The organism is Pantoea sp. GM_Pan_4 (assembly GCF_026541005.1).
GTDB classification, from domain to species: Bacteria; Pseudomonadota; Gammaproteobacteria; order Enterobacterales; family Enterobacteriaceae; genus Pantoea; species Pantoea dispersa.
On sequence record NZ_JALNUZ010000005.1, the window covers coordinates 101,176 to 125,627 of the forward strand.

25 protein-coding genes and 1 other RNA gene are annotated in these 24,452 nt (G+C 58.6%); 8 read left to right on the forward strand and 18 right to left on the reverse strand.

The window, feature by feature from the left end:
• Nucleotides 1–23: 23 nt before the first annotated feature.
• The 4 genes from dolP to OXR61_RS13175 are packed head-to-tail and all read right to left on the reverse strand — an operon-like array spanning nucleotide 24 to nucleotide 3,611.
• The gene (gene dolP, locus OXR61_RS13160; protein WP_021509717.1) at nucleotides 24–596 is read right to left on the reverse strand and encodes a division/outer membrane stress-associated lipid-binding lipoprotein; all 573 of its coding nucleotides are present in this window, start codon (nucleotides 594–596) and stop codon (nucleotides 24–26) included.
• 14 nt (nucleotides 597–610) lie between these two features.
• On the reverse strand, nucleotides 611–1,198 hold the full coding sequence (gene diaA / locus OXR61_RS13165; protein WP_021509716.1) for a DnaA initiator-associating protein DiaA: 588 nt from the start codon (nucleotides 1,196–1,198) through the stop codon (nucleotides 611–613).
• Between the two features lie 14 nt (nucleotides 1,199–1,212).
• Complete coding sequence (locus tag OXR61_RS13170) at nucleotides 1,213–1,608, reverse strand: YraN family protein (protein WP_021509715.1); 396 nt, start codon at nucleotides 1,606–1,608, stop codon at nucleotides 1,213–1,215.
• Nucleotides 1,566–3,611, reverse strand: coding sequence for a penicillin-binding protein activator (locus OXR61_RS13175; protein ID WP_031280147.1), 2,046 nt, complete (start codon nucleotides 3,609–3,611; stop codon nucleotides 1,566–1,568). The genes OXR61_RS13170 and OXR61_RS13175 overlap by 43 nt, the downstream gene beginning before the upstream one ends.
• A gap of 62 nt (nucleotides 3,612–3,673) precedes the next feature.
• Between OXR61_RS13175 and rsmI the strand changes: the two genes are divergently transcribed.
• The 4 genes from rsmI to mdtI all read left to right on the forward strand — a co-directional run bounded on the left by rsmI (nucleotide 3,674) and on the right by mdtI (nucleotide 6,247).
• Complete coding sequence (gene rsmI / locus OXR61_RS13180; RefSeq protein WP_021509713.1) at nucleotides 3,674–4,537, forward strand: 16S rRNA (cytidine(1402)-2'-O)-methyltransferase; 864 nt, start codon at nucleotides 3,674–3,676, stop codon at nucleotides 4,535–4,537.
• Nucleotides 4,538–4,570: 33 nt separating this feature from the next.
• An RNA gene (gene rnpB, locus OXR61_RS13185) (RNase P RNA component class A) lies at nucleotides 4,571–4,947 on the forward strand.
• 633 nt (nucleotides 4,948–5,580) lie between these two features.
• Nucleotides 5,581–5,931, forward strand: a complete 351-nt coding sequence (gene mdtJ, locus OXR61_RS13190; protein ID WP_021509712.1) for a multidrug/spermidine efflux SMR transporter subunit MdtJ — start codon at nucleotides 5,581–5,583, stop codon at nucleotides 5,929–5,931.
• The gene (mdtI, locus tag OXR61_RS13195) at nucleotides 5,918–6,247 is read left to right on the forward strand and encodes a multidrug/spermidine efflux SMR transporter subunit MdtI (protein WP_021509711.1); all 330 of its coding nucleotides are present in this window, start codon (nucleotides 5,918–5,920) and stop codon (nucleotides 6,245–6,247) included. Before mdtJ ends, mdtI begins: the two co-directional genes overlap by 14 nt.
• A 70-nt stretch (nucleotides 6,248–6,317) precedes the next feature.
• Here mdtI and OXR61_RS13200 read toward each other — a convergent pair whose 3' ends face one another.
• The 9 genes from OXR61_RS13200 to exuR form a co-directional block, all read right to left on the reverse strand.
• Nucleotides 6,318–7,292, reverse strand: coding sequence for a glutathione S-transferase family protein (locus OXR61_RS13200; protein ID WP_021509710.1), 975 nt, complete (start codon nucleotides 7,290–7,292; stop codon nucleotides 6,318–6,320).
• A gap of 81 nt (nucleotides 7,293–7,373) precedes the next feature.
• Nucleotides 7,374–7,784, reverse strand: a complete 411-nt coding sequence (locus tag OXR61_RS13205; protein WP_010618799.1) for a DoxX family protein — start codon at nucleotides 7,782–7,784, stop codon at nucleotides 7,374–7,376.
• Between the two features lie 206 nt (nucleotides 7,785–7,990).
• Nucleotides 7,991–8,275, reverse strand: coding sequence for a YqjK-like family protein (locus tag OXR61_RS13210; protein ID WP_010618800.1), 285 nt, complete (start codon nucleotides 8,273–8,275; stop codon nucleotides 7,991–7,993).
• Complete coding sequence (locus OXR61_RS13215; protein ID WP_021312955.1) at nucleotides 8,272–8,667, reverse strand: phage holin family protein; 396 nt, start codon at nucleotides 8,665–8,667, stop codon at nucleotides 8,272–8,274. Before OXR61_RS13215 ends, OXR61_RS13210 begins: the two co-directional genes overlap by 4 nt.
• Before the next feature lies 1 nt (nucleotide 8,668).
• Nucleotides 8,669–8,974, reverse strand: coding sequence for a YqjD family protein (locus tag OXR61_RS13220; protein ID WP_021509708.1), 306 nt, complete (start codon nucleotides 8,972–8,974; stop codon nucleotides 8,669–8,671).
• A 34-nt stretch (nucleotides 8,975–9,008) separates the two neighbouring features.
• On the reverse strand, nucleotides 9,009–9,383 hold the full coding sequence (locus tag OXR61_RS13225) for a DUF1090 domain-containing protein (RefSeq protein ID WP_031280146.1): 375 nt from the start codon (nucleotides 9,381–9,383) through the stop codon (nucleotides 9,009–9,011).
• 173 nt (nucleotides 9,384–9,556) lie between these two features.
• Nucleotides 9,557–9,925 (reverse strand): EnvZ/OmpR regulon moderator MzrA, encoded by a 369-nt coding sequence (gene mzrA, locus OXR61_RS13230; RefSeq protein WP_031280145.1) that lies wholly within the window; start codon nucleotides 9,923–9,925, stop codon nucleotides 9,557–9,559.
• Entirely contained in the window at nucleotides 9,925–10,599 is a 675-nt protein-coding gene (locus OXR61_RS13235) for a DedA family protein (RefSeq protein ID WP_021509705.1), read from the reverse strand. The genes mzrA and OXR61_RS13235 overlap by 1 nt, the downstream gene beginning before the upstream one ends.
• Nucleotides 10,600–10,934: 335 nt before the next feature.
• A complete protein-coding gene (gene exuR, locus OXR61_RS13240; protein ID WP_021509704.1) occupies nucleotides 10,935–11,687 on the reverse strand; it encodes a transcriptional regulator ExuR in 753 nt (250 codons plus the stop codon).
• A 298-nt stretch (nucleotides 11,688–11,985) separates the two neighbouring features.
• Between exuR and OXR61_RS13245 the strand changes: the two genes are divergently transcribed.
• Both OXR61_RS13245 and OXR61_RS13250 read left to right on the forward strand, forming a co-directional pair.
• Complete coding sequence (locus tag OXR61_RS13245; protein ID WP_021509703.1) at nucleotides 11,986–13,434, forward strand: tagaturonate reductase; 1,449 nt, start codon at nucleotides 11,986–11,988, stop codon at nucleotides 13,432–13,434.
• 4 nt (nucleotides 13,435–13,438) lie between these two features.
• Entirely contained in the window at nucleotides 13,439–14,929 is a 1,491-nt protein-coding gene (locus tag OXR61_RS13250) for an altronate dehydratase family protein (protein WP_021509702.1), read from the forward strand.
• Between the two features lie 46 nt (nucleotides 14,930–14,975).
• On the opposite strand, the gene sstT is transcribed toward OXR61_RS13250, so the two are convergent.
• From sstT to OXR61_RS13265, 3 genes are all read right to left on the reverse strand, one after another.
• On the reverse strand, nucleotides 14,976–16,211 hold the full coding sequence (gene sstT, locus OXR61_RS13255; RefSeq protein WP_031280144.1) for a serine/threonine transporter SstT: 1,236 nt from the start codon (nucleotides 16,209–16,211) through the stop codon (nucleotides 14,976–14,978).
• 228 nt (nucleotides 16,212–16,439) lie between these two features.
• A complete protein-coding gene (locus OXR61_RS13260) occupies nucleotides 16,440–17,411 on the reverse strand; it encodes a TerC family protein (protein ID WP_021509700.1) in 972 nt (323 codons plus the stop codon).
• 255 nt (nucleotides 17,412–17,666) lie between these two features.
• Complete coding sequence (locus OXR61_RS13265; RefSeq protein ID WP_021509699.1) at nucleotides 17,667–18,653, reverse strand: Gfo/Idh/MocA family oxidoreductase; 987 nt, start codon at nucleotides 18,651–18,653, stop codon at nucleotides 17,667–17,669.
• A 137-nt stretch (nucleotides 18,654–18,790) separates the two neighbouring features.
• Here OXR61_RS13265 and OXR61_RS13270 point away from each other — a divergent pair, with 137 nt between their 5' ends.
• Nucleotides 18,791–20,479 carry a chloride channel protein gene (locus OXR61_RS13270; protein WP_040679924.1) on the forward strand — a complete coding sequence of 563 codons (1,689 nt, stop codon included), beginning with the start codon at nucleotides 18,791–18,793 and terminating at the stop codon, nucleotides 20,477–20,479.
• On the opposite strand, the gene OXR61_RS13275 is transcribed toward OXR61_RS13270, so the two are convergent.
• Nucleotides 20,476–20,976, reverse strand: a complete 501-nt coding sequence (locus OXR61_RS13275) for a M48 family metallopeptidase (protein WP_021509697.1) — start codon at nucleotides 20,974–20,976, stop codon at nucleotides 20,476–20,478. The genes OXR61_RS13270 and OXR61_RS13275 overlap by 4 nt on opposite strands.
• Before the next feature lie 81 nt (nucleotides 20,977–21,057).
• Here OXR61_RS13275 and rlmG point away from each other — a divergent pair, with 81 nt between their 5' ends.
• Nucleotides 21,058–22,176, forward strand: coding sequence for a 23S rRNA (guanine(1835)-N(2))-methyltransferase RlmG (gene rlmG / locus OXR61_RS13280; protein WP_021509696.1), 1,119 nt, complete (start codon nucleotides 21,058–21,060; stop codon nucleotides 22,174–22,176).
• On the opposite strand, the gene OXR61_RS13285 is transcribed toward rlmG, so the two are convergent.
• Nucleotides 22,177–24,183 carry an NADPH-dependent 2,4-dienoyl-CoA reductase gene (locus tag OXR61_RS13285; RefSeq protein ID WP_021509695.1) on the reverse strand — a complete coding sequence of 669 codons (2,007 nt, stop codon included), beginning with the start codon at nucleotides 24,181–24,183 and terminating at the stop codon, nucleotides 22,177–22,179.
• Nucleotides 24,184–24,452: the final 269 nt, after the last annotated feature.

Sequence of the window (24,452 nt, forward strand, 5' to 3'; positions counted from 1 at the left end):
GGCCCTGCTGGCCGCCTGTGGCATTATTTCAGAATGGTAAAGGCGGTGGTGACGTGCTTCACGCCGCTGACACGGCTGGCGATATCCGCTGCTGCCTTCGCTTCTTCCTGCGTTACCAGACCCAGCAGGAACACTTCCCCGTTCTCAGTGGTGACTTTCACGTTGGACGATTTCACCTGATCGCTGCCCAGCAGCTGCGAGCGGATTTTGGTGGTGATCCACGTATCCGATGAAGACGTGCCAAGGCTCACTTTCTGCCCGGTGCGAATCTCGTTATACACCTCTGTCGCGCCATCAACGCCCATGGCGATCTGTTTCGCCCGGCTGGCGAGATCGGCTGACGGTGCCTGACCGGTCAGCAGTACTTTGCCCTGATACGCGGTCACGACCACGCGCGCCTGATTTTTGATCTGCTCATCTTTTGCCAGCGCGTTAGTGACGCGCAGCTCCAGCGTGCCGTCATCAACCTGCGTGCCCACGGTACGTGGGTCGGTGGCGGTTTTGGTGGCGACCGCAGCGCCGCCGGCGACAACCGCCACGCAGCCCTGCAGCAGCATGGCGGTTAACAGAATGGCGATAGCGTTCAATGCTTTCATTTGAGCTCCTTCAGTCATTCCTGGTGTGGGAACAAGGTGTTATCAATCAAATCGCACAGGCAGTTCAGCGTCAGCATATGCATCTCCTGAATGCGTGCGCTGCGATGTGACGGAATGCGAATTTCCACATCGTGCGGACCGAGCAGGCCCGCCAGCTCACCGCCGTCATGGCCGGTCAGCGCGACGATAGTCATATCGCGGGTAACCGCAGCTTCCACCGCTTTAACAATATCGCGGGTGTTGCCACGGGTGGAGATGGCCAGCAGAACGTCGCCGGCCTGTCCAAGCGCACGAACCTGCTTGGCATAAATTTCGTCGTGCAGACGGTCGTTACCGATTGCCGTCAGCATCACATTGTCCGCACTCAGCGCCAGCGCCGGCAGGCTGGGACGCTCGGTCTCAAAACGGTTAATCATGCTGGCGGCAAAATGCTGGGCGTTAGCCGCCGAAGCGCCGTTACCGCAGCTGAGGATTTTGTTGCCGTTCAGCAATGACTGCACCAGCGTCATCGCGGCGCGGGAAATCGCATCTGGCAGCGCTTCGGCTGCGGCGATTTGCGTCTGAATACTTTCGGTAAAACACGCTTTAATTCTGTCCTGCACAAGACCACCTGGTTCTATCCATCCGCACGAAAGGCATCGGCCAGCCACACCAGTTCGCGCCCGGTGATGGCGATGATGTCAAAACGGCAATTCACCGTATCAAAACTGCCGCCGCGTGCCAGCAACCACAGCGCAGCGGTACGCAGCAACTTTTGTTGTTTCTGGCGCGTCACGCTGGCAGCCGCGCCGCCAAAACGTGCATCGCGCCGATAGCGCACTTCAACAAACACCCAGCAATCCGCGTCGCGCATAATCAGGTCGATTTCCCCGCTGCGGCAGCGCACATTGCTGGCTTCCCACTGCAGTCCGGCGCGCTCAAGGTAGCGACGCGCCTGCTGCTCCTGCTCAGCGCCGAGGCGCTGGCGGTTTACTGCACCGGAACGATTTGTCCCTGACGATACTGGTTCCATGCCAACTTCCTGTTGATCACGCAATCCGTGTCGGCGCTCAGCTTGCCGGTGTTGCCATCAATGGCGAAGCCCGGTACCTGACGCATCTGGTTAAACTGATTCGCCAGCGTCCAGGCATCAATGCCCATCGCATAGAGGCGTACCAGCGAATAGTCGTTGTTGAAACTGCGCGCCGCCTGCTGCATCAGGCCTGGATTGGCGCCGGACAGCAGCGGAATATCGCTGAACTGCAGGCCATCCATCTCCAGCCGGAAGTCCGGACCGGCACCAGCCTGCGCGCTGCGCGAGCTGGCATACAGGGCGATGTTATTGCGGCTGCTGGTGCGCATGGCAATCATCGGCTTGATCAGCTGCAGTTCGTCCTGAGTGGCAATAATGTAAACCGCATCAACGCTGCCGCTGCTGCTGGCGCTCTCAGGTGCAGGAGTGCTGGTCTGCGGTGCCGGAATCGTCAGACCGGCGACCGCCACGCCCTGCGGCTGGTCCGGCTGTACCGTCAGCGGCGTGCCGCTCAGTGCAATACCGGCACCGCTGTTGATGCCCTGTTTCAGCTCGCCCACGCCGCCGAAACGCTGCTGCAGCACGGTTGCGCCGCCCAGCTTCTGCCACTCCTGCGCAAACGCTTTGCCCACGCGGTCGCCATAGCTGCTGCGCGGCATCAGCAGCAACGGCTGGCGTTTGCCCTGATCCCAGATATGGTGCGCGGCATCGCGCGCTTCGTCTTCAGGAGAAAGCGCAAAATAGCAAATATTCGGATGGTTCTGGATCTGCTCTGGCTCGTTGAGCGCCAGCACGTTCAGCGGTGTCTGGCTGTTGGCGACCTGTTCCACGTTATTTTTCAGCAGCGGACCAACCACCAGGGTGGCACCATCCTGCTGCGCCTGCTGCATCACCTGAGCAATCGGCTGGCTGCTGGTGTCATACACTTTCACCTGGGCGCTGCTGGCAGGCTGCGCGACGGCTGGCTGTGCGGCGGGCTGCTGCGGCTGTGCGCTGTCTGACGGCGTGATGGCCGCGGCCGCCGGACTGACTACCGCGTTGGCATCGCCATTGGCTGGCGTTGCCGTGCTGGCGGGCTGTTGCGTGGAGGCGCTGGCATCGCTGCTGGCCGGTGCGGCAGGGGCTGCCGGCGCAGTCAGCACACCGTTTTTCGCATCGTTAAAGCCTTTCTGGATGGCACTGGCGAACACCTGCGCCTGACCATTAAGCGGCAGCAGCAGCGCGATTGTGCTGGTCGAGGCTTTAGTAAAGTTCTGCACCTGGCTGAGCTGGGTCGGCAGGGTTTTCGCGCCGGGGTTTTGCGGATAGCGCGTCTGCCAGTCGCTAATGGCGGCTTTCAGCATCTGGGCATCCTGGCTGTTGGCGTGCCAGGTATTCAGCAGGTCGAGCCAGCCCTGTAGCGTATTTTCGTCGGCGTTGATCACCACGCTGTTGAGCTGATCCTGGGTAAGCTGGGTCAGCGCCTGCCAGGTGGCGTCAATATTGCTCTGGTGATCGGCGCCTTTCAGCAGCGGTTCCTGAGCAATATAGGCGCGCAGCAGCGCGAGCGACGGACGATTTTGCGCAGCGGCAATCTGCAGCGCGTAGTAGCGCACCTGCTGATCCTGCGACAGGTCAGCGGCTTTTATCTGTCCCAGCAGCTGCTGAGCACCGTTGAAATCCTGCTGGGCAATTTGCAGCTGGGCGCGCAGCAGCAGCAGTTCCTGCTGTTGCACGTCAGAGAGCTGCTGTGGCAGCTGACCGAGCTGATTTTGCGCCTGCGGATACTTTCCTTCCTTCAGCAGGGCACGGATGGCAAGTAATTGCCAGTCGGTCTTGCTATCATCGCTGCTTTGCTGCACCTGCTGCAGATAATAGTCAGAGCGGCCCGTGGCAGGACCCTGCACGTTTACGCTTGAGGTTTGCTGCGGTCCCTGGCCGCTACAGGCGGCCAGAATCAGGCCCGCGAGCAAAACAGGGACCAGGCGTCCTGCTTTATGACGTACGACTTTCGAAGGAAGCATACTGTATCCAGTGATGTTTTTTTCAAGATGCTCAATATTAAATCGGCAATTCGGATGAAACAATGAAACAACTCGATCGGGCAGAGATTTCTGCCAGCACGCTCTATATCGTTCCTACCCCGATCGGTAACCTGGGTGATATCACGCAGCGTGCGCTGACGGTGCTTGCGAGCGTCGATCTGGTCGCTGCGGAAGATACACGTCATACCGGGCTGTTGCTACAACATTTCGCCATCAATGCGCGACTGTTCGCACTTCACGACCATAACGAACAGCAGAAGGCCGACGTGCTGTTAGCGAAGCTGCAGGAGGGCCAGAGCATTGCGCTGGTTTCCGATGCGGGCACGCCGTTAATCAACGATCCGGGCTACCATCTGGTGCGTCGTTGCCGCGAAGCCGGGGTACGCGTGGTGCCGTTGCCCGGTGCCTGCGCGGCGATCACAGCATTGAGCGCGGCGGGATTACCGTCCGATCGTTTCTGTTACGAAGGGTTTCTGCCGGCCAAAAGTAAAGGGCGTTGCGATGCGCTGCGTGCCCTGAGTGATGAGCCGCGCACGCTGATTTTCTACGAATCGACCCATCGCGTGCTGGATACGCTACAGGATATGGTCAGCGTATGGGGCGCGGCGCGCTACGTGGTGCTGGCACGAGAGCTGACCAAAACCTGGGAGTCATTGTACGGTGCGCCGGTCGGTGAATTGCTGGCGTGGGTGCAGGCGGATGAGAATCGCCGCAAGGGCGAGATGGTGCTCATTGTCGAAGGCCATAAAGCGGATGAAGAGACGCTGCCGGCAGAGGCGTTGCACACGCTGGCGCTGCTGCAGGCTGAGCTGCCGCTGAAAAAGGCGGCGGCGCTGACGGCGGAAATTCATGGGGTTAAGAAAAACGCCCTGTACAAGTATGCGCTGGAGCAGCAAGAGGCGTGACAAACGCGGGCGGATCGCCTATTATCCCGCGCCGAAGCTGACCAGACAGTCGCCGCTTTGTCGTCGTCCCTTTCGGGGGAGACGGGCAGAGGGGAGGAAAGTCCGGGCTCCATAGGGCAGGGTGCCAGGTAACGCCTGGGGGGCGCAAGCCTACGACCAGTGCAACAGAGAGCAAACCGCCGATGGCCCAGTAATGGGATCAGGTAAGGGTGAAAGGGTGCGGTAAGAGCGCACCGCGCGGCTGGCAACAGTCCGTGGCACGGTAAACTCCACCCGGAGCAAGGCCAAATAGGGGTTCACATGGTACGGCCCGTACTGAACCCGGGTAGGCTGCTTGAGCCAGTGAGCGATTGCTGGCCTAGATGAATGACTGTCCACGACAGAACCCGGCTTATCGGTCAGTTTCGACTTTTTTATAAAGACGCCCGCAGGTGAGAATCTGCGGGCGTTTTGTTTTTGGGGTAAGGTGCGTGCTGTCCCTCATCCTAACCTTCTCCCGCAAGCGGGAGAAGGGACCGATTGTGCGTGTGGCGAGTTGAGTGCTCGCCCTGCCAGACCGCACTTAACTATTCCCTCTCCCCGTGGGAGAGGGTTAGGGTGAGGGCAGAAAACCGCACGTAGCCAGAAAATCGCACCTAACTATTCCCTCTCCCCGTGGGAGAGGGTTAGGGTGAGGGCAGAAAACCGCACGTAGCCAGATAAAACCGCACAAAACCCCCATTTCTCTGCGTAAAGAAACGCAAATCCGCAAAAACATTCTTTTCCCTGTGCCAGAATAGGCGCGTGTTCAACTACTGAGGACAATTTTTCATCCACACCGGGAAAAGCAACAACGTGGATAAGTTGTAAAATTATGGATAACCATTTCGTTACACTTTACGTATTAACCTCTTCACCCACCTGCGTTTTCTGCTGCTCACTGAGCGATCGGCACTGGCGCTTCGCGCTGTAGTTTTTTCTCTCCTTCCTGGATTTTTATCTTTTTCAGCTATCACGCTGCTGTTTGCGCGTGGATGGCGTTTATTTCTCACAGGAGAGAAATCATGCTGTACTGGATTTTATTAGCGTTAGCGATTGCTGCCGAAATTACGGGCACCGTGTCAATGAAATGGGCCAGCGTTAATGGCGGCAGCGCTGGCTATATTTTTATGCTGTTGATGATCGCCCTGTCATACATCTTCCTCACCTTTGCCGTTAAACGTATTGCCCTTGGCGTGGCTTATGCCATGTGGGAAGGCGTCGGTATTCTGTTTATCACTCTGTCCAGCGTGATGCTGTTTGACGAGGCGCTGTCGGTGATGAAGGCGGCGGGTTTGATCACGCTGATCGCGGGTATCGCGCTGATCAAAGCGGGGACATTCAGCCGTAAGGAGCTGCGTCATGACCACGCTTAATGTCGTGCATCTGGCCTGGCTGGCGCTGGCCATCGTGCTGGAAATTGTGGCGAACATCGCGCTGAAATACGCCAACGGCTTCCGTCGTCCGCTGTATGGCGTGGTATCGCTGGTGGCTGTCCTGGCGGCATTCAGTGCCCTGTCGCAGGCAGTGAAGGGGATCGATCTCTCGGTGGCCTACGCCTTGTGGGGCGGTTTCGGTCTGGTGGCTACCGTAGCGGCAGGCTGGATCCTGTTCGGACAACGTCTGAACACCCGCGGCTGGCTGGGCGTGGCACTGCTGCTGGCCGGGATGGTGTTGATCAAATTTGCCTAAGGCAGCGCAATACTGCCTGCCTTGCTTTCCCAATAGTGGGAGAGAAGGGCAGGCATGCGTAAGCAAGCCGTTAACCGCGGCCGTGCGGCTCATCCCAGTCAAAAGCCGGTCCCAGCGAAATAACGCCGTTCGGATTGATGGTCTTGTGGCTGCAGTAGTAGTGATGGCGGATGTGCGGCAGGTTTACCGTATCGGCAATGCCCGGCATCTGATAAATATCGCGCAGGAAGCCGTTCAGGTTACGGTAATCGCTGATGCGATGACGATCGCACTTAAAGTGGGTCACGTAGACCGGGTCAAAGCGCACCAGCGTGGTCCACAGGCGCAGATCGGCTTCGGTGAGGCGATCGCCGGTCAGATAGCGATGCTGACCCAGAATCTGCTCCAGCCGTGCCAGCGAATGGAACAGTGCGGTTACGGCTTCATCATAGGCCGACTGTGACGTGGCAAATCCGCTTTTGTAGACGCCATTATTGACGGTGTCATAAATCCAGCCGTTGAGTTCGTCGATCTTGTCACGCAGCTCGGGCGGGTAGTAATCGCCGGCGCGAGCGCCCTGCGCGTCGAAGGCGCTGTTAAACATACGGATGATATCGGCGGACTCATTACTGACAATCGTGTGCTGCTTTTTATCCCACAGCACCGGCACGGTCACGCGCCCGCTGTACTGCGGATCGGCATGCAGATAGAGCTGATAGAGGAATTCGTTCTGATACAGCGAATCGCCGGTCGCGGCGGGGAAGTCATCGTCGAAGGTCCAGCCATTCTCCAGCATCAGCGGGTGCACCACTGACACCGAAATCATCTCTTCTAACCCCTTCAGCTGACGCATCAGCAGGGTGCGATGCGCCCACGGGCAGGCCAGCGAAACGTATAAATGATAACGATCGCGCTCGGCGGCAAAGCCGGCTTTCCCGGTTGGCCCGGCGCTGCCGTCTGCCGTGATCCAGTTACGCCAGACTGCTTCTGTGCGTTTGAAGCGGCCACCGGTTGACTTCGTATCGTACCAGGTGTCATGCCAGACACCGTCAATCAGTTGTCCCATAAGCCCTCCATAAAAAAAACGGGGCGAGGAAAATCCCCGCCCTTGCTATTCAGTATATGTGCTGTTGCACGGCTTGTGTGCTTAGCGTGCGGTTGCTGGCATAAAGCGCTGACGAATCAGGCGGTCAATGCTGTAGGCGCCCGGACCCACCAGACCCAGCACCAGGAAACCACCGGCGATGGACAGGTTTTTCATGAACATCAGCTGGTTAACGCCTTCCGCAAAGTTGCTGTGGAACAGGAACGCGGTCAGCAGCGTGAAGCCGGCGGTGAACAGCGCGGTGAAGCGCGTCAGGAAACCGAACAGAATCGCCAGGCCGCCGCCCAGTTCCAGCAGAATCACCAGCGGCAGCAGGAAGCCGGGCACGCCCATCGCCTGCATGTACTGTGCGGTGCCTGCATAGGCGGTGATTTTGCCCCAGCCGGCAGTAATAAACAGGATGGTCATTAATACGCGTGCCAGCAGCAGGCCTGAGTCTTCGAATTTTTTCATCATTTACTCCAACAAGGTTTTTGGCGCAGGTTGTTGGCCTGCCGGGTTATTTTCCCGCTAAACCGCGTTAAACAGTTCGTCGGGCTGATGGAGGGAGATGATAGTCGCGCGCAGCAATAGTTGTAAGCGAGATAAACTGTCGATGTTATTCAGGAATTCTGAAGGAGGAAAACCGAACCTTTTCGATCCGGTTTAAGGTGAGGAAGTTAGCGTGGCGGCATTGCCGATTTGATCATGCGCCAGGTGCTCCACAGGCCGAGTCCGCGTTTGGCCCAGCGCATGATGCGGTTGGGGCTGCGGATCGACCAGATGGCGAGCGCGCTGCTGCCAATCGCCAGATAACGGCGCAGGCTGAGAAACGTCAGCCAGCCGCGATCATACTGCGCGGTGCTTTCCAGCCAATCGCGGCGGGCAGCGCTGAGATCCAGCCGCTGCTGCTGTACCTGATTAAGCAATTCATGAATGCGTGCTTCACGTTCACGCTGACTCATGAGCGATGCTCCTCCAGTAAGGTGCGATCGGTGTCCAGCTCTTTGCGCGTATGGCGCAACAGCGTGGACTGCCGGGATTTACGCAACGTCCATAAACCAAAAATCAGCGCCAGCGCGAATAGCACGCCGGTGGTGATGGCAATCGCCATCAGCCGGTACTGCGCATCCACCGCCCAGATAATCAGCACCATCAGGCTCATCAATCCGAAAGCGGTAAACAGCATGGTCAGGCCTATCATGATCAGCATCTGGATCAGATTGGCCTTTTCCTCTTCCAGCTCGGCAACGGCCAGCCGCACGCGTGTCTCGACCATGCCAACCAGCGTTGTCACCACGCGCTGACCTACATTGAAGACCCCTTTGCCTGGGCCGTGGCTCTGATTCTCGCTCATATCAACGACGTGAAATCAGGATGCCGATCAGCACGCCGACTGCTGCGCCGATACCCACGCCGTGCCACGGATTTTCACGCACGTAGACGTCCGCTTTCTCCGCCGCTTCACGCGTGGTCTGCGCGATGCGTTCGCCGGATTCGCCCAGCCGCTCGCGTGAACTCTCAATGGCACCGCGTGCTTTGTGACGCAGTTTATCCAGCTCGCTTTTCGACTTATCAGCCGAGCTGCTCAGCACTTCTTCCAGGGTGTCGGCAAGGTTTTTCAGTTCCGCACGCAGATGTTCAGATGTGGTGTCTTTAGCCATGGTGTTCTCCATTACATCATTTATTTAAGTCCGATTAATAAGGCTCGGCCTGCAGCTTTTTCAGCTCCTGGCGTGCCTCTTCCAGCTTCCGTTCGCGCTTACCGATCTTCTCCTGGTCTTTGCCTTCCTGGCGATCCTGCTGCAGTTCGTGCTCGCGCTCAGCCACTTTATGCTGCTGGGCTTCAATGCGTTCAGCGTGGGCGGATTTCAGTTTCTCGTCAGTGCAGTTGGCGCGGACTTCAGTCAGCGCGCGTTCCAGTCCGGTGACCCGGCGCTGGTTGTCGTGCTGTTTCGCCATCTCAATTTCGCGCTGAATATCCTGCTGTTTTTGCTGACACAGCGATTCCGCTGCCAGCAGTGAACCCGAGAGAGAGAAAAGAATCGCACCCAGCAGTAGTTGTTGTTTCATCAGGTTTTTACCTTCCATTGTTGACGACCTGTCGCAAACCGGACAGGAGGGGCATCCCAGCTTGTCGTCTGCTCGCGCTTACTTAAGAATAGACAGCAGACGAAAAAATTCAAAAAACACGCGGGGATAGCGAGGATTGAGGTGCCGCCGGGCGGTGAACCCGACGGCGGGGATCAGCTATAGGTGGGGCGATTAGCGTCCACCACCTGCTGTGACGCCTGCGGACCCGCCGCCACGACAAAGCCCTGTGGCAGCAGGCGGCGCAGTACTTTCTGCGCGGCCAGGCTCTGCTCTTCATTCTCAAAATGAATGACCAGCGCATCGCCTGCCGAGGTAATGCTTTTAATCCGCACGCCCTGCGCTGAAAGCTGCTGGTAGAGATAAAAGCCGTCCGGCAGATTGGTGCCGCTGTGTGCCACGCGGATCTTCACCACCGTTTCATGCTGCATCAGTTTGGGCACAATGCCGATAGCCAGCAGCGCCAGCACGCCAGCGCACAGCCAGGGGAGTAAACGCCTGGGGAAATTACGCAACCCTGTCATTACTGTGACTTCCCGTTCTGACCCGCCTGACGTTTACGCCACAGCACTACCAGTGAACCCACCAGACCGATGACCAGCAGCACCAGCGGCAGCAGCATCAGGCAGAACATCAGCTCATCTTCATAGCGGCGGAAAATGGGGGTTTTCCCCAGCGCAAAGCCGAGCACGGTAAGAATCAGCACCCACAGGAAGCCGCTCATCCAGTTAAAGAACTGGAAGCGGGCATTGCTCAGGCCGGAGAGGCCGGCAATGGTCGGCAGCAGGGTACGGACAAACGCGATAAAGCGGCCAATCAGCAGCGCAGACAAACCGTGGCGGTGGAACAGACTGTGGGCGCGCTGATGATACTGCGCGGGCAGATGGGAGAGCCATTTCTGCACCGTCGGCGTATTGCCAAGCCAGCGGCCCTGAATGTAACTGACCCAGCAGCCAAGGCTGGCGCCGGTGGTCAGCACCAGCAGAGTAAGCGGGAAGCTCATGGTGCCTTTCGCTATCAGCACGCCGACCAGAATCAGCAGACTGTCACCAGGCAGAAACGCGGCGGGCAGCAGGCCATTTTCGAGAAACAGAATCATGAACAACACGCCATAAATCGCCCACACCAGCGTGGGGTCGGAGAGCATTTCGTAATCCTGCTGCCACAGGGCATGCAGCAATGCTTGCAAAATATCCATCAATCATTCCTGAACATCATTGTTAAACGTGCCCGTGAGGGGCTTAGGCGCAGGCGGGTTAAGTTATACATTTTAGGTATGCCACCTGAGCAGGATTTCCGGATCCATCCAGAATTGATTGTTAAATCAGCGACTTTTTATAGCCCTGTCGCAAAGGGTAAGAAAAGGGCGATAACTGTAACAAAAATCGCGGGATTCAGACAGTGTAAAGTCGCGGTCGCACAGGAGTTTTACCTTTTGACGCAGATGGTCAAAAGGAGCTTTACACGAGCTGACACTATTGCAGATTAACTGACTTTTTAGCCTGAAAATGCAGCGTTTCTGCCATTGCGGCTTCAGGGCAGGATCACCGGATTTTCTGCGAACATGTAGCGGTCAACGTTGAATTCGAAATCATCGGCGGTGGCGTCGAACAGCATCTGTTTAGTATTTTCCAGATGCTGCCACATCGCCAGTTTGCTGGCGGCGGGATCTTTGCGCATCAGCGCTTTTAAAATCTGGTCGTGATCGTCGCACCAGCTGGTGATATGGCGCGCGTCAATGTGCTCGTGCAGCTTAAGCCAGTAAGGATTATGCAGCCGGTGCCGCCACATTTTCTCTACGATGGCGGCCAGCGCGCTGTTTTGGGTGGCCTGGGCAATGCGCACGTGAAACTCCATATCCCATGTCGAATCGCGCGCGTGATCTTCCTGCCGGGCTTTTTCCTGAATTGCCAGCAGCGCCACGATGTCCTGTGGACGGATCTGCGTGGCGGCAAATTCGGCGACATTGCTCTCAATCAGCTGGCGCGCCTGCAGCAGTTCAAAGGGGCCATAGCTGGCAAACTCCAGCTGATCGGTGGCGCTGTCGCGCGGTTGTGGCTGGTCGCTGATCACATGAATGCCGGACCCTTTGCGCACCTCGACGTAGCCTTCCACCTCCAGCATGATGATCGCTTCCCGCACCACGGTGCGGCTCACCTGGTGCGCCTCCGCAATCATCCGCTCTGCCGGTAACTTTGCCCCCACGGCATAACTGCCCGCTTCGATGCGCTGCTTGAGTTCGCTGGCGAGTTGCTGGTAGAGGCGGCGGGATTCGTTCAGGTCCATGATTTTTCGGTTCTGTGAAAGACGGTAAGTTGTTATACCACTTACCCTACGATGTCGCAAAGCGCTGAAGCTGTTATACCATCTGGCAAGTTAAGAACCTGCGCTCCTGCTCAGGTTTGATGTTTAATTGATAGAATATACATATGCTTAAGTCGATGAAAATCAGTGGTACGCCGGCTTTCGCCGTATGGCAATGATGGATAATGTGACGCAGTTGGCAAACAAATCTCCCTTTCGCTGAAATTGGTATGATAACTTTTGCGCATTAGCTGACCGATTTCATCTTCAAGGAAGCGACATGTTGCGACTCAACCGCCGCGATTTCCCCGGCGCACGCTATAGCGAACGCGTGATCCAGTTCGGCGAAGGCAACTTTTTGCGTGCCTTTATCGACTGGCAGCTCGACTGGCTCAATGAACATCAGGGCACTGATGCCGGCGTGGTGGTGGTGCGACCGCGCAACCGGATGCAGACGGAGACGCTCAATCAGCAGGATGGCCTCTATACCACGCTGCTGCGCGGGCTGAATGACGCCGGGGAGCCGCTCAGCGAAACCCGGCTGATCCGCAGCCTCAATCGTGAAATCCAGCCTTATCAGCAGTTCGAAGAATTCCTGGCTCTGGCACGAGCGCCGCAGATGCGTTTTGTGTTCTCCAACACCACCGAGGCCGGCATCGCGTATGCCGAACAGGATCGGCTGGAAGATCAACCTGCGTCGTCTTTTCCCGGCAAACTGACGCAGCTCTTGTGGGCTCGTTATCAGCACTTTGCCGGTGCCGCCGATAAAGGCTGGCTGATCGTGCCGTGTGAGCTGATCGACCATAACGGCGACACGCTGCGCGCGTTAGTGCTGCGTTACTGCCAGCAGTGGCAGCTGCCAGCGGCCTTTGCGCAGTGGGTGACGCAGCACTGCGCCTTTTACAACACGCTGGTGGATCGCATTGTCAGCGGCTATCCGCCGGATGGCGCACAGATTGCAGCCCAACTGGGCTATGACGACCGCTATCTGGTGGCCGGGGAGCGCGACTACCAGCTGGTGCTTCAGGGACCGGATACGCTGATGCACGAGCTGCAGTTGACGGCGCTGGCACCTGCCGTCAGGAGGGTGGATGACATCACGCCGTACAAAGCGCAGAAGGTGGCGATCCTCAACGGGGCGCACACTGCGCTGGTGCCGGTAGCGTTTCAGGCCGGGCTGGCGAGCGTGGGCGAGGCAATGAACGATGCGCAGCTGGCCGCTTTTGTCGATGCACTGCTGCGCGAAGAGGTGATTCCGACGCTGGATTTGCCGCGCGCCGAGCTGCACGCCTATGCGGATGCGGTGCAGCGCCGCTTTCGCAATCCGTTTATTCACCATGCGCTGCTGGCGATTGCGCTCAACGGCATGACCAAATTCCGTACGCGCCTGCTGCCGGCGCTATTGCAGGCGCAGCAGCAGCGTGGCGACTGGCCGCCGCGCCTCATCTTTGCCTTTGCCGCGCTGCTGGCGTTTTATCGCGGCCAGCAGGATGACCGGCAGTGGCCGCTGCAGGATGACGCGCACTGGCTGCAGCGTTTTGCCCGGCTGTGGCCGGCGGTCCTCACCGATCAACTCACCCCGCAGCAGCTGGTGAGCGACGTACTGAGCGACGCGCAGCACTGGGGCGAAGATTTAACCCAGCGGCCCGGTCTGGTTACGGCGGTCAGCCAGCAGCTGCACAACATTCTCGTCCACGGCATGCGGACGGCCCTTAGCCAACTGAGATAACGCGATGCAACAGGCAATCAAAATACATTCACGCGACAACGTCGCCGTCGCGCTGCAGGATCTGGCGGCCGGCACCCAGGTTATCGTCGCAGAACAGCGGATTACGCTGCAGCAGGATATCGGGCGCGGCCACAAGTTTGCGCTGCAACCGCTCAACAGTAGCGAGCAGGTGATTAAGTATGGGTTGCCGATTGCCCATGCCACTCAGCCGATCGCCGTCGGCGAGCTGATTCACTCCAGCAACGCGCGCACCAATCTGAGCGATGTCGATGACTATCACTATCAGCCGGAACACCTTACGCAGCCACCGCAGGCGGCGGATCGTGAGGTACAGATCTATCGTCGCGCCACGGGCGAGGTTGGCATTCGTAACGAGCTGTGGATTTTGCCGACCGTCGGCTGCGTGAACGGCATCGCCCGGCAGATTGTGTCACGCTTTCTCCGGGAGAGTGATGACGCGGCCGGCATCGACGGCGTGCACCTGTTCAGCCATCCCTTCGGCTGTTCACAGCTGGGGCAGGATCACGAAAATACCCGCACCATGCTGCAAAATATGGTGCGTCATCCCAATGCCGGCGCGGTGCTGGTGATTGGACTCGGCTGCGAAAACAATCAGGTCGATATCTTTCGCGACACGCTGGGCGACTTCGACAGCCAGCGTGTGCAGTTTATGGAGTGTCAGCAGCAGGATGATGAAGTGGAAGCCGGCCTGCAGCGGTTGCATGCGCTGTACAACGTGATGCGTCACGACCGCCGCCAGCCGGGCAAACTTAGCGAGCTGAAGTTTGGTCTCGAATGCGGTGGCTCGGACGGCTTTTCCGGCATCACCGCCAATCCGCTGCTCGGCTGTTTCTCTGACCAGATGATCGCCAACGGCGGCACCACGGTGCTGACCGAAGTACCGGAGATGTTTGGTGCCGAGCGCATCCTGATGAGCCGCTGCCGTGATGCGGCGATTTTCGACAAAACGGTGGCGATGATTAACGACTTCAAGCGCTACTTTATCGATCATCAGCAGCCGATTTACGAAAATCCATCGCCGGGCAACAAGGCGGGCGGCATCACCACGCTGGAGGAGAAGTCGCTGGGCTGTACGCAAAAAGCCGGGCAGAGTCAGGTGGTGGATGTGCTGAAATACGGTGAGCGGCTGCGCACGCCGGGGCTCAATTTGCTCAGCGCGCCCGGTAACGATGCGGTCGCCACCAGCGCGCTGGCCGGAGCCGGCTGCCATATGGTGCTGTTTACCACCGGACGCGGCACGCCGTATGGCGGCTTTGTGCCCACCGTGAAAATCGCCACCAACACGCCGCTGGCGGAGAAAAAGCCGCACTGGATTGATTTCAATGCCGGACGACTGCTGGAGGGCACCAGCATGGAGACGCTGCTGGCGGAGTTTGTTGAGACTATTGTGGCGATTGCGAACGGCCAGCCGGCGCGCAATGAAGCTAATGATTTCCGCGAGCTGGCGATCTTCAAGAGTGGCGTGACGCTTTAAAGCGGCAGCGGTTAAAGCGCGGCACCGGTGGGTGCCGCGACGCGGGTTAACCGGCGGTACGCGGCTGACGTTCCGCTTCCGCCTGACATACGGCGGCGGTAAACAGAATGTCGGTTGAGGAGTTGAGTGCGGTTTCAGCAGAATCCTGCAGTACGCCGATGATAAAACCGACCGCAACCACCTGCATCGCCAGATCGTTAGGAATGCCAAACATGTTGCAGGCAACCGGAATCAGCAGCAGCGAACCGCCCGCCACGCCGGATGCGCCACAGGCACACAGCGAGGCGACAAGGCTCAGCAGAATAGCGGTGGGCACGTCTACGGCAATGCCCAGCGTGTGCACCGCGGCCAGCGTCAGTACGGTAATGGTGATTGATGCGCCCGCCATGCTGATGGTCGCGCCCAGCGGAATCGATACCGAATAAGTGTCTTCATCCAGATTCAGGCGTTTGGCCAGCGCCATGTTGACCGGAATATTCGCCGCCGAGCTGCGGGTAAAGAACGCCGTTACGCCGCTTTCGCGCAGGCAGGTAAACACCAGCGGATAAGGATTGCGGCGGATTTTCTGAAACACCAGCATCGGGTTGACCACCAGCGCCATAATCAGCATGCAGCCAATCAGCAGCGTCAGCAGGTGGGCATATTGCCACAGCGCGCCGAAGCCGGTTGAGGCCAGAATCGATGCCACCAGGCCAAAAATGCCCAGCGGCGCGCAGCGAATCACACAGCGCACCACCCAGGTCGCGGCATTCGACGCGTCGTTCAGGAAGGCTTTGCTGCTCGGGCTGGCATGACGAAACGCCAGGCCAAGACCAATCGCCCACACCAGAATGCCAATGTAGTTGGCGTTCATCAGCGCTTCAATCGGATTGGCGACCATGCTCATCAGCAGGCCGTGCAGCACTTCGGTGATGCCGGACGGCGGGGTAATTTCGGTCGCGCCGACGTCCATCGACAGCGTCTGTGGGAACAGATGGCTGAAAATCACCGCGACCACCGCCGCGAAGAAGGTACTGAGCAGGTACAGCATGATGATCGGGCGAATATTGGTTTTTTGCCCCTGCTGATGGTTGGCAATGGAAGAGATCACCAGCACCAGTACCAGCAGCGGTGCCACGGCTTTCAGCGCGCGCACGAACAGTTCACCCAGCAGGCCCACGGCCAGCGCGGCATCGCGTGAAAGCCACGCCAGCGCCACGCCGGCAATCAGGCCAATCATGATTTGTTTTACCAGGCTTCCTGAGAACAGCGCACCCAGCGGTCGAAGAAGATTATTTAGCATATTACGGTCTTTTTATCGCGGTATGAGTGTTGTGCGCGGTTGCTCCGCGCCAAACGGTTTGCCCGGCGGAGTATAAGGAAAAGAGCTGACGAGAAAAGAGATAATTCTGCCGGTGCGCGCCAGATCGGTTTTTTGATCTGCTGATGACAGGAAGTGTGACAGAGATATGAAACGCGAAGGTTGGCGCTGGCGAAACAAAGCAGGGGCGATTAGCGCCCCTGCAGAAGATTATCGTGAGATGCCTTTCTGGTCGTTTCTGTGGTTTACCCAGGCGTTAATCAGCAGCGTACCGCCGAGAATCACGCCGACCACCGTCAGCGAGATCGCCACCGGAATATGGTAGAACTCGACGATCAGCATCTTGATACCGATAAACACCAGTACGATCGCCAGACCGTACTTCAGCATCGAGAAGCGCTCTGCCACGTTGGCCAGCAGGAAGTACATAGCGCGCAGGCCAAGGATGGCGAACAGGTTAGAGGTCAGCACGATGAACGGGTCGGTAGTGACGGCAAAAATAGCCGGAATACTGTCGACAGCGAAAATAACATCGCTCAGCTCCACCATAATCAGCACCAGCAGCAGCGGTGTGGCAAACAGCACGCCGTTTTTGCGGGTGAAGAACTTTTCGCCGTGCAGTTCATCGGTCATGCGCAGATGCTTACGCAGCCAGCGCACCACCGGCTTATCGCCGACGGCAGCGTCATCGCCCTCTTTAGCGAAGGCCATTTTGATGCCGGTAAACAGCAGGAATGCGCCGAAGATGTAGAGGATCCAGCTGAACTGTGTGACCAGCCAGCTGCCGGCAAAGATCATGATGGTACGCAGCACAATCGCGCCCAGCACGCCGTAAATCAGCACGCGGCGCTGAAGATTAGACGGAATGGCGAAGTAGCTGAACAGCATCAGCCAGACGAAGACGTTATCGACCGCCAGCGCTTTTTCCAGTACGTAACCCGTCAGGAAAGCCAGGGTTTGCGCGGTTGCCACTTCGCGCCCGGCGCTGCCGTCGAGATACCACCAGAACGCGGCGGCAAACAGCAAAGAAACGGAGATCCACACCAGCGACCAGACGGCAGCCTGTTTGAATGACATGGTTTGTGCGCCGCGTCGTCCCTGTAAGAAGAGATCGATCGCCAGCATGATGAGCACGACGACAGCGAAGCTGCCCCAGAGTAACGGTGTGCCTACAGAGTGCATAGTCGTATCCTGTCCTGAAAATGAAAAAACGGCTGAGTCAGAAGACGTCAGCCGCTTTATAGAGCTGCAAGCAAACCTCGCCTTCCGGCAAGGTCTCACTTACAACACAGAATCAATTCCGGGTTGCCTGACGACCGGATGCGCTAAGCATCGTAATGACGATCGGTCAGCTTACAAGTTACTCCCCTTTGCTGCCGCCAACATACGTGCAAGCGCGAGCAGATTCAATGGGGGAGCTGTAATATTTTGCAATATTTACACTTCTTTCCGATCCGCCGGAAACACCACGCCGGTCTGGCGACGAATCTCTGTCAGCAACCGGGCGGTAATGCGTGACACCTCCAGCGCAGGGTGCTCAACCTGGCGCGTTTCCACCAGCCGGGCAAAGGTCTCTGCTTCATACAGCATAGTATTGATGTGCTGTGGCTGCGTCAGGTTCTGGCTCTCGCCGCCGCGCGGAATCAGGCGCAGCTGCTGGCACTCGGAAATTTTCTCTATCACCAGCGAGCCGGCTTCGCCCTGGATTTCGCTGGGAATCAGGGAATCACTCACTTTTGAGTGCAGCAGCGTGACGTCGAAATCGCCGTAGTCCAGCACTACCACGCCGTGCGCATCGACGCCACTTGCCAGCAGCGAGGCCTCAGCTTTCACCTGCTGCGGCGCACCCCACAGGGTAACGGCAGCCGCGAGGCAGTAGTAGCCAATATCCATGATCGAACCGTTGGACCAGCGCGGGTTGAAGGTATTCGGGTTCTCACCGTCGAGATAGCGCTGATAGCGTGACGAATACTGACAGTAGTTGAACAGCGCTTTGCGCAGCGTGCCTAACTGCGGCAGCGCCTGTTGCAGGCGCAGGAATGTCGGCAGACTGGCGGTTTTGAACGCCTCAAACAGCACCACCTGATGCTGACGCGCACAGGCAATCATCGCCTCAGCTTCACGCAGGTTAGAGGCCAGCGGTTTTTCGCAGATGACGTGTTTGCCGTGCGACATGAACAGCAGCGCTTGCTCACAGTGCAGCGCATTGGGGCTGGCGATATACACCGCGTCGATTTCCGGACTTGCCGCCAGCGCCTCGAGTGAGGTAAAGGTCAGCGGACAGGGATAATCCGCGACAAAGGCGTCGGCCTGCTGCTGGCTGCGTGAATAGACGGCGCTCAGTTTCATTTTGCCGCTCTCGTGCGCGGCGTCGATAAACTGGCGGGTGATCCAGTTGGTTCCCACAATGGCAAAACGTATCACGGCTGGCTCTCCTGCACTCTGAAAGCGGCAGAGTAGCATGTTCCCTGGCGGCGCAGGCAGGCGAAATTTGATCCTGCGATCCGCATTCCAATATGATGATGCCAAACCCTTTTTTAACCGATATGCGGGGACGCCGGGTGAGCGGAAGCAAACACGCACTGAACTGGACCACACTGCTGATCGCCATTCCGGTGGGCCTGGTGGCCTCGCTGGTCACGCTGGCGTTTCGCGGCATCATCGATCTCATCAATCATTTGCTGTTTCACAGCGACAGCGAAATCACGGTCGCGATGCACGTCTGGCCGTGGATCTTCTGGCCGCTGCTGGTGGGGGCGGGCGGGCTGCTGGCCGGCTGGTTCCTGCGCTACGCGGTGGCGATTGAGCAGCAGGAGACGGTGAAAACCGATTACCTTGAAGTGATTAACGCGCGGCTGGATGCGGTGCCCACCAAAACCTCGCTGTTTCGCGCACTGTCGTCGATTGCCAGTATCGGCAGCGGGGCGTCGATTGGTAAAGAGGGGCCGATGGTGCAGCTGTCGGCGCTGAGCGGCAGCCTGCTGGGGCGCTGGCTGCCAGCGTCCCTCAATATGCGCAACAGTGACATCGTCGCGATGGCGGCGGCCGCCGGTCTGTCGTCGGTGTATCACGCCCCGCTGGCGTCGGCGATTTTTGTCGCGGAAATTGCGTTTGGTATCTCTGCGCTACAGCGGCTGATTCCGCTGATTATCGCCTCGGCTGTGGCGGTGATGACCATGTGGTCACTGGGCTTTCGCAGCGCGCTCTATCCGCTCTCCGACACGCTGTTTCAGATGGATCTCACCAGCCTGCTGATGACGGTAATCATTGGTTTTACTGCGGGTGTGGCGGGCTGGCTATTGATCAAGCTGATTGCGCGCAGCAAAGCGTTGTTCAGCCGCGTGCGCTCGCTGCCGCTCAGGCTGGGCGCAGGCGGCTTTGCGGTTGGCTTACTGGCGCTGATCTCCACCGATATCCTTGGTAACGGCTATGAAGTGATCGTGAAAATCATTGAAGGCAACTATCTGCTGGCGGGTCTGCTCGGCCTGCTGGTGCTGAAAATGCTGGCGACCACGCTCTCGGTTGGCTCCAACGCGGTAGGCGGCCTGTTCACGCCCTCATTATTGATTGGTGCGCTGCTCGGCGTGGCGCTGGCGCAGACTGGCGTGCTGCTGCATCTGCCGGTGGGCAATACGCTGCTGTATGCGGCGGTGGGCATGGCGGCGGTGCTGGCGGCGGTCAGTCAGGCGCCGCTGATGGCGATGCTGATGGTGCTGGAGATGACGCTTAACAGCAGCCTGCTGTTCCCACTGATGATCGCCTCGGTACTGGCGTCAATGCTGGTCTACCGGCTGCAGTCCGCCAGCACCTATCCGGTGGTAAGCCATCACCTTAATCGTTCAGAAGCGAAATATGATTTTGATAATATGCGGGTTGATCAGCTGATCATCCCCGGCGCGGCGCTGCAGCCGGCGGAATCGGTCGGGCAGGCGCTGGCGGTGAGTTCGCTCAAGCGCGAGCGCTACGTCTACGTCATTAATCAGGCCGGTCAGTTTCTTGGCGTAGTATCAATTCATGACATTTCGCGCAAAGTGCTGGCACAGGAGATCACGCTGGATTCGCCGGTCAGCAGCGTGATGGATGATAATTTCCCCTGCATTTATCAGCACCAGAGCATGCGTGAAGGCTGGGAGGCGTTTGCGCGCGTGACGCTGGAGCGTTTACCGGTGCTGAATAATGCGCAGGAGCGTCGCTTCCTCGGGGCATTGACCAAAACCAGTCTGATTCAGAAAGCGCAGGAGTTTCTTTAGGCCGCGTTGCCGCGCAGCGCCTGTTCGGTCATCCACAGGCGCGCGTCGAACTCCAGCTGGTGATAGTCCGGCTCCATGTGGCAGCACAGCTGATAAAAGGCTTTGCTGTGATCTTTCTCTTTCAGGTGCGCCAGTTCGTGCACCACGATCATGCGCAGAAAGGGTTCCGGCGCGAGGCGGAAAAAGGTCGAGATGCGAATTTCGGCCTTGGCTTTCAGGTTACCGCCCTGCACGCGGGAAATGGCGGTATGCAGGCCAAGCGCATGCTTCATCACTTTGATTTTATTATCCCAGATGACCTTGCTCACCGGCGGCGCGCTGCGCATATAGCGGTTTTTCAGCGCCTGCGTGTAGTCATAAAGCGCGCGGTCGCTGACGACGTCGTGCGTATCGGGATAGCGCTGCTGCAAAAAGGCGGCTAATCGCTGATTATCAATCAGCACTTGCACCTGTTCGAGGATGTTTTCAGGGTAACCCTGCAGATAGATTAATGACATTGGGATTCCCGACGAAAGACAGTATACTGCGCCCCCTTTTCAGGGCGAAAATCGCGCAAAGTGTACCACGCCGGAGATTCCATGAGCCAACTTGAACTGACCGATCGCACGCTGACGCTTCAGCGCTTCCCGCCGATGCGCGAAGAGAGCCCGCTACAGGCGTGGGACGCCGCAGATGAATATTTGCTGCAGCAGGCGCTGCCGGCAGGGCCGGTGCTGGTATTCAATGACAGCTTTGGCGCGCTGACCTGCGGGCTGAACAATCGGGAAATCTGGCACGTCAGCGACTCGTGGCTCAGCCAGCAGGCCGCCCGGCAGAATCTGCGTCTCAACGGTCTGGATGAAGCGTCGGTACACTTTCTTGATAGCCTGGCGCCGTTGCCGGCTGCCCCGGCGGCGGTACTGATTAAGCTGCCCAAAGCGCTGGCGCTGCTTGAGCACCAGCTGCGCGCGCTGCGGACGGTCGTCACGCCGGATACCCTGATTCTGGCGGCCGGTAAAGCCAAAGATATCCATAATTCCACGCTGCAGCTGTTTGAACGCATTCTTGGTGAGAGCAAAACCTCGCTGGCGTGGAAAAAAGCGCGTCTGATTTACAGCCATTTCAGCGCCCCGGCGCTGGCGGACGTGCCGGCGACCACCGTGTGGCCGCTCGACGAGACGCCGTATCACATCCACAATCACGCCAATGTGTTCGCCCGCGCCGCGCTGGATATTGGCGCGCGCTTCTTTCTGCAACACCTGCCGCACGATATTGAGGGCGAAATCGTCGATCTCGGCTGCGGTAACGGCGTGATTGGCCTGCAGGCGCTGGAACAGAATCCGCAGGCCGAGGTGCTGTTCGTCGATGAATCTTACATGGCGGTGGCTTCCAGCCAGCTTAACGTTGAGCTGAACCGGCCACAGGATCTGGCACGCTGCCAGTTTCGGGTTAACAACGTGCTGAGCGGTTTTCCGTCGGACCGGCTGCACGCAGTGTTGTGTAATCCGCCGTTCCATCAGCAGCACGCGGTCACCGACCACCTGGCGTGGCAGATGCTGCGTGACGCCAAACGCTGCCTGCAGTATGGCGGCGAGCTGCGCATCGTCGGCAACCGCCACCTTGGCTATCATCAGAAAATGAAGAAGCTGTTTGGCAACTGCGAGCTGGTGGCCTCTAACGCCAAATTTGTGGTGCTGCGTTCAGTCAAGCTGCGCTAATCACAGGCTGAGCGCCAGCTCAGTGGCCTGAGCGATGGCGCGCCGTGCATCCAGCTCCTGCGCGACGTCGGCACCGCCGATCAGCCGCACGGCTTTGCCGCGTGCGGCCAGCGCCTGCGCCAGCGTACGCAGCGGTTCCTGACCGGCGCAAACCACGATGTTATCTACCGCCAGCGTCAGCGCTTCCCCCTGATGGCGCAGGTGCAGCCCGTCATCATCAATCTTCAGATATTCGACATCGCCCCACATCTGCACGCCGTGCGCCTGCAGGCTGGCGCGATGGATCCAGCCGGTGGTTTTCGCCAGCCCGGCGCCCGGCTTGCCGGATTTACGCTGCAGCAGCCAGATCTGGCGGTCGGCAGGAGCCGGCTGTGGACGCACTAAACCGCCGCGCGCCTGCAGGCTGCGATCGATGCCCCAGCTTTGGTAGAAGTCTTCCTCGCGATCGGCGTGCTGCAGCAGAAACTCCGCGGTGTCGAAACCAATGCCGCCGGCACCGATAATCGCCACGCGCTGGCCAACCGGTTTTTTGTCGCGTATCACCTCAAGATAACTCAGCACGCTGGGGTGATCGATGCCCGGAATCGCCAGCTGGCGCGGTGTGATGCCGGTCGCGATGATAACTTCATCCGCCTGTTCCAGTTCGTCGGCGCTGACGCGATGATTCAGGCACAGCTCAACGCCTGCGGCTACCAGCTGATGGCGGAAATAGCGCAGCGTTTCGCTGAACTCCGCCTTGCCGGGGATCTGGCGGGCGATATTAAACTGGCCGCCAATCTGCGCATCGGCTTCGTACAGGGTGACGTGATGGCCGCGCTGCGCCGCCTGCAGCGCGAACGCCATACCGGCCGGACCGGCACCCACCACCGCCAGCCGTTTTGGCTGCGCGGCGGCGATGACCGGCATCAGCGTTTCGTGACAGGCGCGCGGATTGACCAGGCAGGAAGTGACCTTACCGGCAAAGATTTGATCGAGACAGGCCTGATTACAGGCGATGCAGGTATTGATGGCGTCGGGCTGGCCCGCCTGCGCTTTGCTGACAAACGCGGCATCGGCAAGAAATGGCCGCGCCATCGACACCATGTCGGCAATACCCTCGCGCACAATCTCTTCCGCCACCTGGGGATGATTTATACGGTTGGTAGCGATAACCGGTACGCTGACGTGCTGGCGCAGATGCTGCGTGACCCAGGCGAAACCGGCGCGCGGCACGCAGGTGGCAATGGTGGGAATGCGTGCTTCATGCCAGCCAATGCCGCTGTTGAACAGCGTCACGCCGCGCTGCTCCAGCGCCGTGGCAAGCTGCAGCGTCTCCTGCAGCGAGCTGCCGTTATTCACCAGGTCGAGCATCGACAGGCGAAAAATAATAATAAAGGCATCACCGACGGCGGCGCGCACCGCCTGTGTTACTTCCAGCGCAAAGCGCTGCCGCCGCGCCACATCACCGCCCCAGCCGTCGTCGCGCTGATTGGTATGGACGACCAGGAACTGATTAATCAGGTAGCCTTCGGAACCCATGATTTCGACACCGTCGTAACCGGCCTGCTGCGCCAGCCGGGCGCAGCGCGCGAAATCCGCGATGGTTTGTTCAATCTGCGCTTCGCTCAGTGCCTGCGGTGTAAACGGGTTGATGGGCGCCTGTAACGCCGAGGGCGCCACCAGATCGCGCTGATAGCTGTAGCGTCCGGCGTGCAGAATCTGCAGAGCAATTTTGCCCCCCTGTGCATGTACCGCATCGGTTATCTGGCGGTGCCAGCCGCACTGGGTTTCGTCTGTGAGCATGGCTCCGCCCTGCGCCACCACGCCCTGCGCATTGGGCGCGATGCCGCCGGTCACAATCAGCGCAACGCCTTCCCGGGCGCGCTCGGCGTAAAAGGCGGCGAGGCGCTGTGCGCCATCGGCATGCTCTTCCAGACCGGTGTGCATTGAGCCCATCAGGAAACGATTTTTCAGTTGCGTAAAGCCCAGATCCAGCGGGGCAAACAGATGCGGATAACGCTCAGTCATAATCACTTACTCAGTGAGTGGTCGGATGAGTGAACTCTAGCGGGAAAAGTGCGGGCTGGAAATTTGCGGCGCTCAGCCTGTGAGAAACATCAAAAAAAAGCAGGGCGGCAAGTCGCAGACGAAAGTATCGGACCACTTTCGCCAGGCACGGGAAGAAACCTGCGCGCCCTGTAATGGCATGAAGATTGGGCTAATAAATTAGCTCTGTGGTTATAAATTCCTGTATGACTCAATCTCTATAACAATCCCGGGTGAGGACGAGGTGATGA